We start from the raw sequence: 13,952 nt of genomic DNA on the forward strand, positions 1-13,952 counted from the left end.
CAACAAAGCCACCGTCATCATCCTGAAACGCCAACAACTGACGCTTGCGATAACTAAAATATGTAGGAATGATGCCCTGACGTTTTGCAAATTCAGTTTGGGTGAGACCACTTTGGGCTTGCTCGGCAAACAAGGCCAGCCATTGTTCTTTGGTACGGTGCATGATGATTACCCTGGCAGTTGATAATGGCAGACAGGGTAAAGTTGATCAGTTAGGATTGGAATGTGTGGTTGGCGTTACGCTTACTGAACATCAGGCGAGCTTATCTGAGCTGCTGAGTGAAGTGGCCGAGCATAGCCAGTTGCTGATCATTACCTCTCGCCAAGAAGAATTGCCGCCGTGCATCAGCCATGTGGCGCTGTTTAATGGTGAGATGCTCAAATCGGGGCAGAGTGTGCACAAACTCAGCCCGTCGATGTCGATTGAGCAATGGCACAATCATCCAGTGATGGCGCAGCTGAATGCGTTATCGGCGCAACGTAGCGATGAACTCTTGGCCTTGATGGAGCGGCAAAGGCACAACGCCGAGGCGTTTGATCCTCTGGTCGAGATTAAAAATGGCAAAGTGGAATATGTCAGTGGGCTGATTTTCAGCGGCGTGAATTGGCGCATCGAGGCAGGGCAACATTGGCAAGTTCGTGGCCCAAATGGCTGCGGTAAAAGCACTTTGCTGGGGTTGATTTTAGGCGACCATCCTCAATGCTATAGCAATGACATCACGCTCTTTGGCCGACCTCGCGGAAGCGGCGAGAGTATTTGGCAGATTAAACAACGGATTGGCATAGTATCGTCGGCGCTACACTTGCAATATCGCGTCAGTTGCTCGGCATTAGATGTGCTGCTTTCGGGCTTTTTTGACTCTATTGGCCTGTACCATAAACCCACTAAACCTCAGCTAGATTTGGCGAAGGAATGGTTAGCTATTCTGCACATGACAGGGCTGGCAAGCACGAGTTTTAAGAAGCTCGATTATGGTCAGCAGCGGTTATTGCTGATAGGTCGTGCCTTGATTAAACAGCCACTGTTACTGATTTTAGATGAGCCGTATCAGGGCTTAGATTTTATCAATCGCACCTTAGTGATGCGGGCGCTGGAGATGATAGCCGAGCATCATCTGAGCCAATTGCTGTACGTGTCGCACCATAGGGAAGATGCCTTACCTGCGATTAAAAACTTTGTCGATTTTATCAAGCAAGATGACGACTATTCGGTACAGGTGAACTACTGTGAGTCTGAGGATTTAACCCGTTTAAATCAGTAAATGCCACCTATCACAGCAGCTTAACGGCTGCTTACTTGTTTGCAGAGTTTGTCATTATCCCTCGGCACTCCAATGCAGGTTAAGATTGACCTTACAGGGCGCTAGCCATTGAGTGTGTTAGTCACGCTCAATGGCAATATACCTGTGGCGCGAAAGATTTTCGTATTCCAGTGAAAACTGAGATGCACCACATATCGATAATGATGGCATCGCCCTAGTGTTTAATCCCCCATTCGTCAGACAGCAGTTCTGTTAATTAGCCATGCTTGATATAGGTAACTGTGAGCCGTCTTACAGTTTTGAATGTCGTTGGCGCGAATAATAGTTTCTGGCCTAGGCCGGAAACTCGTGACAGTTTTATGGTTCATCCACTGAACTTATTCATCAAGTCAGTTATCACGCTTGAGAATCCAGAACTATGGACTCCCTTAGCGAGATGAGCCCGAGTGTCACTCGTAGTACCGAAGATGTGCACTAAGACCTAAAACACGATTTCAAGACATATAAGACGACTTAAAGATAAAAACATTTATGCCAAGACCCAAAAAATGCCGTCAATTATCGAGCTGTGTGCCCTGTAGCCTATTTAAGCCTAATGGGATCCCTGCGGTTAAATTAACTCATATTCAATTAGAGGCCGATGAGTTTGAGGCCCTCGAACTGGGTGACGTCAAAAGATTAAGCCAGATCGAAGCCGCGGCCTTGATGGGGATCTCTCGGCAAACCTTTGGATACCTTCTCGCCAATGCCCGTAAAAAGGTGGCGACGGCTATCACTCAAGGTCAAGCCTTGAGGCTGCCAACCCAAACAGACAAGGATTTATCATGATTATTGCCATGCCGATGAGCCGCGAACGCCTCGCCAGTCACTTTACGAAAGCCCTACAAATTGGCTTTTATAACGAACAATTTCAGATGATCAAGCTGGTCGATAACCCGGCAATTGAAGGTGACTGTAGTGCCAAAAAAGCCTTATTAGAGCTGATTATTCAACAAGGTACCGACATTGTACTTGTGCAGAATATCGGTGAGCGCATGTTAGGAAAGTTGCTCGATGCGGGGATTAGTGTGAGCAAAGGTAGTGCGAGTCAAACAGTGGCGACTTTGCTTGCACAAACGGCGGATCTTAATCTTAGGTTGACGGATGCATCCCAAGGTCGTGCTTCACTCAAACATGCAGCCAAGGGTGGATGTTGTCATTCTACAGGTGACGGCTGCGGTTGCAGCGGTAAAGCTAAAGCTGCACCTGGTTCAACGCGTCTTATAAGCACGCCAGCAGTACAGGTTAAGCTCGATAAGTCAGTGCATTACGCTGGGTTTAGACCCTTGGTAAATAAATAATATCAGTGTTTAATTTGAATTATTCCGCCACAGTTAAAGCGTAGGGGCGGGCAAGCGCCCCTCGAATATCCGCTAACGAAAACACCTTGGAAAACCGTCCAAAGGTTTTGCCATAAAACACACATTCCACCACAGGCAAGGCAAATACATTGCGGCTCGCCGCTATCTCACCTTGGGCTTGGCAATCAATATAGGCCATCCGCATCTGCGGGAACGCTTGCGCCAACATCTCAGCAATTCTCGGTTTGAGCGTTTGACACACACCGCAGTCCGGCGCGCCAAATAACAACAGCACCGCCGCATGCTCAGTTAACATGGACTCAAGCATCTCAGGTGAATCAATGTGCGTGATGATATCGGTGTGCATGCGTTGCCATTTGGAAGTTGTGATGAGTATGAATTCATGGGCTAGTTTGCGTATTTCTAGGGTTAAAGCCAGCCCATTGTTACCACGCTACTACCGATAAATTGACCAAGGTAGAATAAGCCAAGCATGAGAAGCCCGATACTGGCAGCAATCACTCCGATTTGCTGTATGCCTGTCAGGCTATCTCGCCATTGTTTTAGATTATTTATCATTTCACTACTAGTGACCTGCTACCTGCTACCTGCTACCTGTTCAGGCTTAAGGTTATACGCGTGACTTTACATATGTCGCATTGCTAACTGCACCACTGACGCTCGCAGGGAATGCCATCACCGTTACCATCCATTTGAGTATTGGGGCAATTTTGGATGTAGAAAGTCGCCTCAGCACAGGAACTCATGTGGCTACAATGGGTTTTACCCGCTTCACATTGGAATCTTGGTGTTGCAGATTCATATATGGGCATTGGCTGAGTGTCTTCATTCGTGAGGACTGGTACTTCATCGATTGCTGGAGCTTCATTGAATTCTTGGTATTGTTTAAAGCCAAAGATAACTATGGCCACGATTATTAGCAGCGGGATTATCGTATTAAAAGAGGATTTTCGTGGGCTATGGTAATGCGCTTTGTTTTTGTTATTGAAGTTTTCATTGCGTGATTGGATATGAGAGTGGGAGCGTGTTGTTGCACTCGCTGCAACGACTGCGACGCCTTCAATCGAGGCGATAACCGCTTTTCTTTTGCCGTCATTTTGCACTTCCGTTTGAAACAGAATGCTGTCGCCCACTATGGGTTTTCTCGCCATCTTTTTCAGCACTGAAATGTGAATAAACACATCTTGGGCTGCGTTTTTTTCAGGCTGAATAAAGCCAAATCCCTTTTCATCGTTCCAGCGTACCAGCACGCCTCTATCCATGAGCATTTTCTATGTCCTTAATTTAACCGCTTAATATTTTTAGTTATTGAATATCAATACTTACTTGAGTCGTTCAGATTTATCTTTTTTAAGGAGCAAACCGTACTTAGGTTGACGAATCGGCTATTCAATGTTGGATGCTAAGTTACTCAAGCAAAGGAAGTTTTGCAATTTTTTATCTTGAATTTGCTTATGTGTGACTCATTCGCATTGAGTGTATGGCGGTGGGGAAATGTGAGCACTTAGCAGAAACGGTTGGCATTTTGGTAAATTCAATACAAACAATAGATTGCATTAACAATAAACAAATCGATCAAAAAACGTGCATGAAAACTTGCAATCTTACTGTGTGCTACATAGTATTTGCTGTGTGGCGCACAGTGTGTGTGACACAGTGTTAAGGACAGGAATTCGACAATGACAAGTTCACAGCTAGTCAAAATGCGACTCGAGTTGCGCCGTGGGGTATTAGTGTTGGCGGTACTGGGATTATTAAAACAAGCTCACTACGGTTATTCGCTCCGCAAACAGTTGCAGGAAGGCGGTATCGATATTGACGAAGGGACTCTGTATCCCTTAGTGCGCCGCCTAGCCGATCAAGGATTGTTGGATAGTGAGTGGCGACAGGCCGAAGGGCGTGAGCGTCGCTATTACCAATTGTCGTCATTGGGGGCTGAGTTGCTCAGTCAACTGACCGATGAATGGCTGCAACTTAATGGCGCCTTGGCTTTTTTACTGGAGCAAAGCGCTGACACTAATGGCTCAGATATGAAAAGCTCAGACGAGAGTGCAGAGGAGATTTGATATGGAATTAGTCGATCGCTATATCGCCGCGGTGCAGCGAGAATTGCCCGAGAATAAACGTCAGGAAATTGGCCGTGAATTAAAAGCCAATATCTGCGACCAATTGGATGCCCTATCTGAACAAGGCGAATTGACTGAAGCGCAAATTGTCGCGGTATTAAAGCAAATGGGTCATCCCTGTAAGGTCGCGCAGCAATTTGTTCCGGCAGTGCCTATTATTGCCTCTGAGGACATTCCGCTTTTTAAACATACACTTTTCACTGTGCTTGGGGTCTTGTTTGTGCTGCAGGTTGTGGGCGGCACGACTCAATGGTTGGGCTCGGCAGAGGGGGATCTATTAGGATTTATCCACCATATTGCTAAAGGTTTTATTGGCGATGCCTGTCTTGCCTTTACCGCTATCCTGTTGGTCTTTTGGAGTTTCTCGGCTCAGGGAAAACCTATGTCCGGCAGCAATTGTCAAAAATGGCAGCCGCAGAATTTGCCCAAGGTTGGACCTGGTTGGCAGCATATTAGTTTAAGCGATGTGTTTACTGATCTGGCGACATACCTTTTTCTCTTACTTGTGATCTGGTGTTCTGTGTGGATGAGTAGCGAGCAATTAGCCGCGCGGACTGTGATTTTCAGCGTCAATGCTCAGCAATTACTGCAATGGTTTAGCCCTATTATTTTGCTGTCTATGGCGAATAGTCTCTGGCAACTACGCCGCCGAGTGTGGACTACTGAATTGTTACTGGCGAATATGGGGATCAATCTTGCTTATGCCTCGTTCTTAGTCTTTCTGGCCTTTAGTTCGCCACTATTACAAAGCCAAGTACAAAACCAAGGAGCTGAATTAAATGGGGAGTTTACGTTATTACAGTTAGAACACTGGCTAAGTTATACTCTAGTGATTGCCGCTATGTTCCCTGGCTATGAGGTGATCCGCGATGGGTTGCGTTGGCGTAAACTCGCAAGCAAATAAGTAAGGTTTAACCTAGGTTTTGTAGGTGAGTTTTATTCACTTTTTCATCGAATACATGGCCTGTTCAGTATGATTGAACAGGCTTTTTACATTAGTGCCATCTTCTGTGGGGAAAAGTAAGCCACGACTTTTACCGTCGATGCAGATTTATTCTGGGGTATCGCCATGATTCATTTCATTATTAAGCGATTCTTGAGCCTGTTGTTTGTAGGTGTCAAATATGCCTTCTTGCTTCATCTGTTTGAGCTCACGAGCAAGATTAACGGCGAGTGCCGCGTGACGTTTATTTAAGTAACCATAGCTGGTGAGTTCTTCTAGGGTGGCAATCGCGATTATTTTGCTGCCTTGAAACTCAGGCGTTTGTAATAGATCCAATGAGCTTGCCTCCGTATCAATATAGATATCGATTCGGTCGCGGAGCATTTTACGAAAGGAGCTCGCGGGGGATGAAGATTCAGTCAGACGCTCCTTAGGAATGAGTCCCTTTAGCTTTTGTTCTGCAAGGAACACGCCTCGATAGTATTCGATCTTGTATCGACTCTTTTGCAGTGCTTGCCAGTCAGGTATTTTGATTTCGGGATTGTGCGCGAAGGCAATTAAATGGGTATCGATAACCGGTTCTTCAATTCGAATGAGGTTGGTAAACTTTTCGCCATAACGAGATACACGCCCCGGCTCACCATCCACTTTACCTGAGTCCGCCATCATACTGGCGCGGGCTGCGGGAACCACTTGATAGGAGAAGTCATATCCTAAGCGTTCAAAGGCTTGGGCGTAAATCAGTTCAGCCCATTTAAAGTAGAAGTTATGTTTGGGGTCCTCATAAAACGCCATCGTAATGATAGGTTTATCAGCAATCATCGCTGTGGTTTCTGCTGTTGATTTGCTGGTTGCATGAACCGAGACACAAAAGAAAAGGCCTACCCAAACACTCCAAATGTGCATATTGCTCCATCGTTGCATAGCGTGTCTCTCAAAGTGTTGAGTTATTTAGAGTATAGCTAGCCTGATAAATGGGTTCATTTTTATTCAAGCAAGATTATTTTATTTCCATGATTTCGCACTAACACACGGTTGAAATGTGATCTACTGGCGGACATTTTGTCCTTTTGGGTTTAAAAATGTGCGATACGGCACATAGAAATGATATTTGCCTGTATTTTGCTGGTTTTTTATTCATCAGAGTTTGAGCTTGATCGGTTTTTTGCTTGTAAATAAGGCGTTAAATCCCTGCCGTCTATCACCTGTAGTAGGAAAGAAAGGATGAAATCGGGACTGGGATTATCAGGAATGCGGTTATCAAAGCTTTGGTTATCAATAACGTGGTTATTACCTCTTTGTTGTTTATCGAGTGCCGTAGTGGCAGAGGCGGCAACGGACAATATCGAACGCCTAGAGGTGCGCGGCAGGCAAATTAACACCTTAGGCCATAGCACTTCGGCATCTGAGGGGATAGTCGGCGCGGCAGAAATCGAGAGTCGACCCCTATTACGAACCGGCGAAATCCTCGAATTTGTTCCTGGGATGATAGTCACTCAGCACAGTGGTTCGGGTAAAGCGAATCAGTATTTCTTACGCGGCTTTAATTTGGATCATGGCACAGACTTTAATACTCGAGTCGATGGTATGCCTGTGAATATGCGAACCCATGGGCATGGCCAGGGTTATACGGATCTTAACTTTTTGCTCCCTGAACTTATAGGCGAGATCCGTTATGCCAAAGGCGCTTATTATCCTGAGGTGGCCGATTTTTCTGGCGCGGGTGCTGCCCAATTACTGCTGGCTGATCAACTCCCCCATAACCAAGTTGGGGTGACGTTGGGTGAATATGGTTACCAGCGACTCGTGGCGACTCAGGAGCTAAACACTGACATAGGTCGTTTTATTTGGGGTGGTGAGGCGCAAACCTATGATGGCCCGTGGACGGATATTGATGAGTATGTGAGTAAGATCAGTGTCGTCGGGCGTTATTTAACTCGGCTCGGCGAGGGTGACTTGAGCGTCACTATGATGGCCTACGACAACAGCTGGAATTCGGCGGATCAGATCCCCGCCCGTGCGGTGGATTCTGGATTAATTGATTTTTATGGATCTTTAGATAAAGACGTCGGCGGTGAATCTAACCGTTATAGCGTTTCAGCTAATTACGATGCGGGTGATTGGCAGGGAAATGTCTACGCTATTCGCTCGACTATGAATTTATTCTCTAATTTTACCTATTTCTTAAACGATCCCATCAATGGTGATGAGTTTGAACAAGTCGATGAACGCATGATTTGGGGCGGCGATCTTAAGCGTGATTGGCAAACTTTACTTGGTGGCACTCAACTGAATTACAGTGTGGGCGGCGATGTGCGTTATGACGATATTGGCGCAGTGGGTTTGTATAACACTCAGGCGCGACAACGGCTGAATAGGGTAAGGCTCGATGAAGTGCAAGAGTTGTCGAGTGGTATCTTTGGCAAAGTTGAGTGGCTACCAGCTGAGCAATGGCGTTTTAATCTTGGGCTGCGTTACGATTATTTTGATGTGCAGGTCGACAGTGATAATCCGCTTAACAGTGGCGATGCGTCCGATGGTATGTTCAGCCTCAAAGCCGGCGCTTCTTATTTGTGGAGCGATAATCTTGAGTTATATGTTAATGCAGGCCAGGGACTACATTCGAACGATGCCCGCGGTGCGACGATTAAGGTTGACCCCGTGAGTGGCGATGAGGTCGAAAAAGTCGATCTCCTCGTGCGCTCAAATGGCGGCGAATTTGGGGTGAAATACTATGACAGGGACTTTATTAATTTCTCTGCTGCGATCTGGTATCTGCAACTAGATTCAGAATTAGTATTTGTGGGCGATGCGGGGAACACTGAGCCGAGTCGTGCATCTGAACGTTATGGTGCTGAATTAACGGCTTATTATTGGTTGAATGAGGCAATCAGTATCGATATGGAATTAGCGTGGACTAACGCCAGATTTACTGAAAATGAATTTGAAGAGGGCAAGTATATCGATGGCGCGGTTCCCTTTGTTGCCAGTGCGGGCATCACCTATCGACCCGACGGCGATGGCCTGTATTCGAGTGTACGCGTGCGGCACCTTGGCGAGCGGGTGCTCGACAGCTTTAATGACCACAAGGCTGATGCGACCACATTAGTTAACCTCGCATTAGGATACGAGTTCCGCCGCTTCGACACTAAGCTTGAGCTGCTAAACGTGTTTGATAGTAAAGATCACGACATAGATTATTTTTATGCCTCTCGTTTGCCCGGCGAAGCTGCCGAAGGTGTTGAAGATCAGCATTATCATCCTGTTGAGCCACGAATGGTGAGAGTCAGCGTGAGTTATCATTTCTAGTGGTATTCATCTGTTAAGGCGATATCGAAAGTTATTACGTATGTCGCCGAGCAAAAATGTATCTCAATTAAGCGTCCAGATAGTTGGGCGCTTTTGTTTTTCAGCGGCACTCATTTAAGCGCTAATTTAAGCACTAATCTAAGCCCAAATCGCTTCAAACTATGTGGCTGCAATAATTTACTATTCCCGCGCTGACAATGAAGGCTAGAATGATGACGAGTCGATCTGAGTTCCCCCTGTTTTACAGCTGATGCTATAGGTAATCGCCGCGAGTTATGAGTACTGCAACACCCATTGAAAACATTAATTATTGGCGTCATCCTAGCTTATCAGGCATAGAACTGAGTCAGGCGGAATTTACGCATTTCAGTTTTGATAAACATGTGCATCTGGATTACCACTTAGGCGTAGTCACTCAAGGTGCGCAGCAGTTTGTGAATAAGGGCAGCAGTTATCAGCTTGGTCAGCATAGTTTATCGACCTTAAATCCCGACGAAACCCACGATGGTCAGAGCCGCGATGCCGACGGTTATCGGGTGAAAGTGATGTCGATCCCCGTGGAATATATGAATGAAGTCAGCCAAGAACAGGGGTTGAAGGAGCACTTTTTCAGCGCACCTATGGTGGATGACCCGACGCTTTATCAATATTTTATTCAGCTACACGAGCTATTAATCCAAGGCCAATGCAGTGCACTCGCGGGCGAGTCCCATTTACTGAACTTTATTCATCTGTTGCTGGAGCGTTACCCAAGCGGTATTTCATCTTGCCTATCTAAACCGAATCAACCGCAGGGGTTATCTAAGTTGCAGGTGAGCTTAGTGAAACAGCGAATTCACGATGAGCCTTGGCATAATACTCAACTTGAAACCTTAGCCAATGAAGTGAATTTAAGTAAGTTTCAGTTTTTACGGCAATTTAAACAGGCAACTGGGATGACTCCCCATGCTTATCTCAAGCGGGTGCGTTTAGAGTTGGCGAAAAAGTCCTTAAGTCATGGCGCTTTAGTGGCGGATGTGGCGCAGCAGTTCGGATTTTTCGATCAAAGTCATTTAAACAAAGCTTTTAAGCAGGCATTCCTATTATCGCCAGTGCAATTTCAGCGGCGTATGCTCTAATTTCCCCCCCGTCTTTCGACGCCGCTGGTTTTTAAAAAACACTGAATAGTGCAATTTATTACAATTCAGCGCTGCGACAAATTGCCATACTGGCTGCCTCAGTTATCGTTATTAACTTTTTTTGCGGAGCCGTATATCTATGGATTTATCTTTATTACTCACCTTGGCTGTAATCCATGCCGTTGCTTTAATCAGTCCCGGACCCGATTTTGCCATTATGGTGAAGATTGCGACTCAGCAGTCCAGAAGCACTGCGGTTGCCGCCGCTGTGGGGATTTCAATAGCCATTTTAGCTCATACGATTTTGAGTCTGACCGGTGTGAGTCTACTCATTAAGAGTTCGCACACTCTGTATCTCTTAGTGCAAATTGTGGGCGCTTCTTACCTCGCTTGGATGGGGTTTGGTGCCCTGCGTGCCGGTCTTGCGATACTCGCTAAACGTAAAATGAGTGCCAGAGTACATGCAGGGACAAATGATGATGCTGTCATTAGCGCTGGTGACGTTGAAGGCGTGGCGTCTGTTGCTGGTGGCTTAGGTGGCGCTATGTCGCGCAGGCAAGGTTTTTTGACTGGGCTTTATACCAATCTATTGAATCCGAAAGCATTAGTATTTTTCTTAACCCTGTTTTCGGCCTTGATTACCCCAAGTGTTACAACGAGCACTAAAATAGCTTCCGCTATTTTGTTGTTGTCTTTGTCATTGGCATGGTTTGGCTTTTTAGCGGTAATGTTGTCAAAGGCGCAGGTGCAACTTAAATTGCAGCGACTAACACCAGTTATCGATGCGGTTATTGGTGTCATCTTTATGTCGGTAGCCTTGGCGATTTACTCAAACCTATTATTAACCGCTTAGTTAGGCGCAGTATAAATCACCTTAGGTTTTAGTCTGAGGCACTTATGGTATTCTTGGCCTTTAGTCTCAGCAGAGACATTTGGAGTAAGGGATAAAGATGCCATTCGCCTCACGACTCAAGGGAAGCAAATTAGCTGTTTTCAGACAAGTTAAACTGATGAATATCGCGTTTTCTGCGGCGTTAATATTCAGCGTTATGGGTTTAAGCATCAATGCAAACGCCGCTGATGAAGCCATGCCACAGGAATATATCCCTCTGGTGCAGGGACTTATCGACGCCGCCAAGGCCAATGATCTTGAGGCGATTGCTAAGCGTGTGGCTTACCCGCTTAAACGTGAATATCCTATCCCCGCGATTCAAAATACCCAGGAAATGATCGCACGTTTTGATCAGGTTTTTGATCCTAAGCTGCTTGAGCAGATCGCCCATTCTAAGATTGAAGCCGATTGGCAGACAATGGGCTGGCGCGGCATTATGCTCGGTAGCGGTGTTGTGTGGCTGGATTTTGATGGCAAGATCATCGCCATTAACTATCAAACACCGGTAGAGGCAAAACTGAAAGCAGAGCTTATTGCTAAGCAACAAACGGCATTACATCCGAGTGTGAGTGAGTTTGTCAGCCCAGCGTTATCTTGGGAGACCGCCAAGTTTACCATTCGTGTCGATGATATGGGGAACAGCCAATACCGCTATGCCGCATGGGCAAAGGGTAAGTCATTGAGCGAAAAGCCAGATTTAGTGCTGAATAAAGGCAAACTTGTATTTGATGGCAGTGGGGGGAATCATTCATACCAATTTCGCAGCGGCCCATACCAGTATTATTGTTATGTCACCGTCTTAGGCGGCAGCGATAGTCCTCTAGGTGAGCTAGTAGTGTTTAAGAATGACCAAGAAATACTGACACAAGCTGTCATTAAAGCAGACTAGTCTCATTTCCCTATCCCTATGAGTGAGATTTAAAGCCGCGACTCTATGTTGATGGTCGCTGCTTTAGTAATCCTAACGACTTCCTTTAGCTAGAAGCTATTGCCCCAAAGTGTGTTTCGTAGTTTGAATGCTTTAATCAAAATCAAAGTCGTGGGGCTTCACCCCACACCCGACCAAGGAGGACTGCTCGTCCTATCAAAAACGTCCATGTTAAATAGCCAGCTCGATATCCATATCTCGCGTTCAAAGCGGTCGTAGGCCTTCGCCCTTGGATGCTCCAAGACGCCCCCAACGGAGTTGAAAGCCCCTTGTGCTCATTGCCAAATTTGCTATCGCTTCCGAAGGATGCGCTTTACATCCATATAAATCCCTCCAGTTCGGCAGTCCCTGCCTCTCGCTCATAAGCGCGAAAATCACCGATTTTCATTCGCCCCTGCACCTGCGAAAGCTAGTCGGTCATCCATGACCGAACTCACGCACTCTTTATTAAATCAAGAGCTCTATTCGCCCTGCGGCAACTCCGAGTGGAGGTGTATTCCTTGGAGTTTTGAGTCGTTAGATAGCGATTGATCAGCAAAAAATAAGCGCGAAAAATGAGAAAGCTAAAACGATATCAAGTGATTACCCATCAAACTGTATAAAAAACCGCTACCGCAAAAAAGCAAATTCCTATAGCATCATTTATACCCATTTACATGGATGTGGCAGTGGCCATATTTGAGATTTAGTCAACAAGCGATTTATGCCCTGCAAACAGCGCAGCGCATAAATACTAAGACGTTAACTGCTACCTAGAATTGAGATTATGCGCGTAAAACTAAAAAAGATAGCCGACAATTTGAGCGATGAAGAACATTTATCTATCGCGGATGAAATACGCCAAGGAAAAATCGATGGTATATCTCTATCATACTTAGGTGGTGCTTTTGGTCCTACATGGTCTGCGGGTAACGATTACAGTTTAGATTTCCTGAAACACTATTCGGGCATTAGAGCTTTAGAGATTTTTCTTCCTGGGCTAACAAGTATTGATGCTATTGCTGAGCATGTAAACGAAATAGAGTTTTTGAGTCTGGGAGAGCTTAATAAAAAAACTGTATCTTTAAGGCCTCTATCAGATCTGAATAAGTTAAATTCTCTGAGTTTGGTCAAAAATAAGAAAGATATCGATTCTATAGCTACGCTCACTAGCCTTAGAGACCTAACCCTTTCAGGGTATCAAGAAAAACAAATAGAGCATGTTGCCAGTCTGAGTAATTTAGAAAGTTTATATTTGGGTTTTGGCACATTTGAAGACCTAAATGCTATTAAAGGATTATCTAAGTTAACAAGCCTAGAAATACTTTGGGTAAAGAAATTACACGATCTAAGTGCCCTGGAAAACCTGACATCTCTTGAGATATTGCATTTAAGTACTCTAAAGCAAGTTACATCCATTCCAGATGTTTCCAATCTAAAGCACCTTAAGAGCTTAGTCATGGATACCATGAATGGACTTTCCTCTTTGTCAGGTATTAAAGGCAGCTCAATTAACGAATTGGCTGTAATTAATTCGAAGATAGATCCTGTATTGTTTTCTGAGCTAAATAATAGTTTGCCAGTGCTGCAGCGGCTTGTACTTGGTCTCGGAACTAAAGGGAAAACAAATGAAGCATCTAGTTTCTTTGATAGTTCCGTTATATGCGACACATTTAATGATTTAAAATACAGTACAGCCAGAGGCTATAGAATTGAGTTCTGCAGTTAACAAGGCGCTGCTGTCGGACAAATTTTCCGCTGCGCTCCAAATTTGCCGCAGAGCGCGGCGCTGAAGGATCCCCTCATAAATCAGCCATAGCATAGCCATATTTGAGCAACTGATTGGCGAATAATACCCAGGCCGCCAGCAATTCTTTCTCCGTGATTTGATAATCAGGCCGCCTGAGTACCTCCAATCCCAAGCGAATCGTTGAGAGTACCGTTCGATGCCCAATGGTATTGGCCTGAAAATGCTTATCCCAGCCCTGTTGCTGTGCGTGTAAACCAACTAGCCACAACAGGCATTGAACCATC

General features: G+C 45.5%; 13 protein-coding genes and 2 pseudogenes. 10 read left to right on the forward strand and 5 right to left on the reverse strand.

Features of this window, described 5'->3' with window-relative positions; translation table 11 throughout:
* Window positions 1–163: IS66 family insertion sequence element accessory protein TnpA (gene tnpA / locus L5M10_RS21860; RefSeq protein WP_411569281.1), on the reverse strand; the 163-nt coding region annotated here is incomplete at its 3' end.
* 85 nt (window positions 164–248) lie between these two features.
* Here tnpA and L5M10_RS21865 point away from each other — a divergent pair.
* The 3 genes and pseudogenes from L5M10_RS21865 to L5M10_RS21875 all read left to right on the forward strand — a co-directional run.
* Window positions 249–1,262, forward strand: a pseudogene (locus tag L5M10_RS21865) (ATP-binding cassette domain-containing protein); the annotation flags it as partial.
* A gap of 531 nt (window positions 1,263–1,793) precedes the next feature.
* Window positions 1,794–2,090: a DUF134 domain-containing protein gene (locus tag L5M10_RS21870; RefSeq protein WP_012088215.1), complete on the forward strand. Its 297-nt coding sequence runs from the start codon at window positions 1,794–1,796 to the stop codon at window positions 2,088–2,090.
* Window positions 2,087–2,602 (forward strand): NifB/NifX family molybdenum-iron cluster-binding protein, encoded by a 516-nt coding sequence (locus L5M10_RS21875; RefSeq protein WP_263164460.1) that lies wholly within the window; start codon window positions 2,087–2,089, stop codon window positions 2,600–2,602. Before L5M10_RS21870 ends, L5M10_RS21875 begins: the two co-directional genes overlap by 4 nt.
* Window positions 2,603–2,621: 19 nt before the next feature.
* Here the strand turns inward: L5M10_RS21875 and L5M10_RS21880 are convergent, their stop codons facing one another.
* Complete coding sequence (locus L5M10_RS21880; protein WP_263164459.1) at window positions 2,622–2,969, reverse strand: thioredoxin family protein; 348 nt, start codon at window positions 2,967–2,969, stop codon at window positions 2,622–2,624.
* 295 nt (window positions 2,970–3,264) lie between these two features.
* Window positions 3,265–3,891, reverse strand: coding sequence for an excalibur calcium-binding domain-containing protein (locus L5M10_RS21885; RefSeq protein WP_263164639.1), 627 nt, complete (start codon window positions 3,889–3,891; stop codon window positions 3,265–3,267).
* A 411-nt stretch (window positions 3,892–4,302) separates the two neighbouring features.
* On the opposite strand from L5M10_RS21885, the gene L5M10_RS21890 reads away from it, so the two are divergent.
* The gene (locus L5M10_RS21890; RefSeq protein WP_263164640.1) at window positions 4,303–4,689 is read left to right on the forward strand and encodes a PadR family transcriptional regulator; all 387 of its coding nucleotides are present in this window, start codon (window positions 4,303–4,305) and stop codon (window positions 4,687–4,689) included.
* 1 nt (window position 4,690) lies between these two features.
* Window positions 4,691–5,653 carry a hypothetical protein gene (locus L5M10_RS21895; protein WP_263164642.1) on the forward strand — a complete coding sequence of 321 codons (963 nt, stop codon included), beginning with the start codon at window positions 4,691–4,693 and terminating at the stop codon, window positions 5,651–5,653.
* 147 nt (window positions 5,654–5,800) lie between these two features.
* On the opposite strand, the gene L5M10_RS21900 is transcribed toward L5M10_RS21895, so the two are convergent.
* Window positions 5,801–6,616, reverse strand: coding sequence for a substrate-binding periplasmic protein (locus L5M10_RS21900; RefSeq protein WP_263164644.1), 816 nt, complete (start codon window positions 6,614–6,616; stop codon window positions 5,801–5,803).
* Between the two features lie 327 nt (window positions 6,617–6,943).
* Here L5M10_RS21900 and L5M10_RS21905 point away from each other — a divergent pair, with 327 nt between their 5' ends.
* From L5M10_RS21905 to L5M10_RS21925, 5 genes are all read left to right on the forward strand, one after another.
* A complete protein-coding gene (locus L5M10_RS21905; protein WP_411569347.1) occupies window positions 6,944–9,001 on the forward strand; it encodes a TonB-dependent receptor in 2,058 nt (685 codons plus the stop codon).
* Window positions 9,002–9,276: 275 nt separating this feature from the next.
* The gene (locus L5M10_RS21910) at window positions 9,277–10,119 is read left to right on the forward strand and encodes an AraC family transcriptional regulator (RefSeq protein ID WP_263164647.1); all 843 of its coding nucleotides are present in this window, start codon (window positions 9,277–9,279) and stop codon (window positions 10,117–10,119) included.
* A gap of 139 nt (window positions 10,120–10,258) precedes the next feature.
* Window positions 10,259–10,972, forward strand: coding sequence for a LysE family translocator (locus L5M10_RS21915; RefSeq protein ID WP_028759343.1), 714 nt, complete (start codon window positions 10,259–10,261; stop codon window positions 10,970–10,972).
* 97 nt (window positions 10,973–11,069) lie between these two features.
* A complete protein-coding gene (locus tag L5M10_RS21920) occupies window positions 11,070–11,900 on the forward strand; it encodes a hypothetical protein (RefSeq protein WP_263164648.1) in 831 nt (276 codons plus the stop codon).
* Between the two features lie 805 nt (window positions 11,901–12,705).
* Window positions 12,706–13,647, forward strand: coding sequence for a hypothetical protein (locus tag L5M10_RS21925; RefSeq protein WP_263164649.1), 942 nt, complete (start codon window positions 12,706–12,708; stop codon window positions 13,645–13,647).
* 73 nt (window positions 13,648–13,720) lie between these two features.
* Here the strand turns inward: L5M10_RS21925 and L5M10_RS21930 are convergent.
* Window positions 13,721–13,952 (reverse strand): annotated as a pseudogene (locus L5M10_RS21930) (IS4 family transposase); the annotation flags it as partial.

The sequence above is a fragment of the Shewanella sp. SM32 genome (genome assembly GCF_025654235.1).
Lineage (GTDB): Bacteria > Pseudomonadota > Gammaproteobacteria > Enterobacterales > Shewanellaceae > Shewanella > Shewanella oncorhynchi.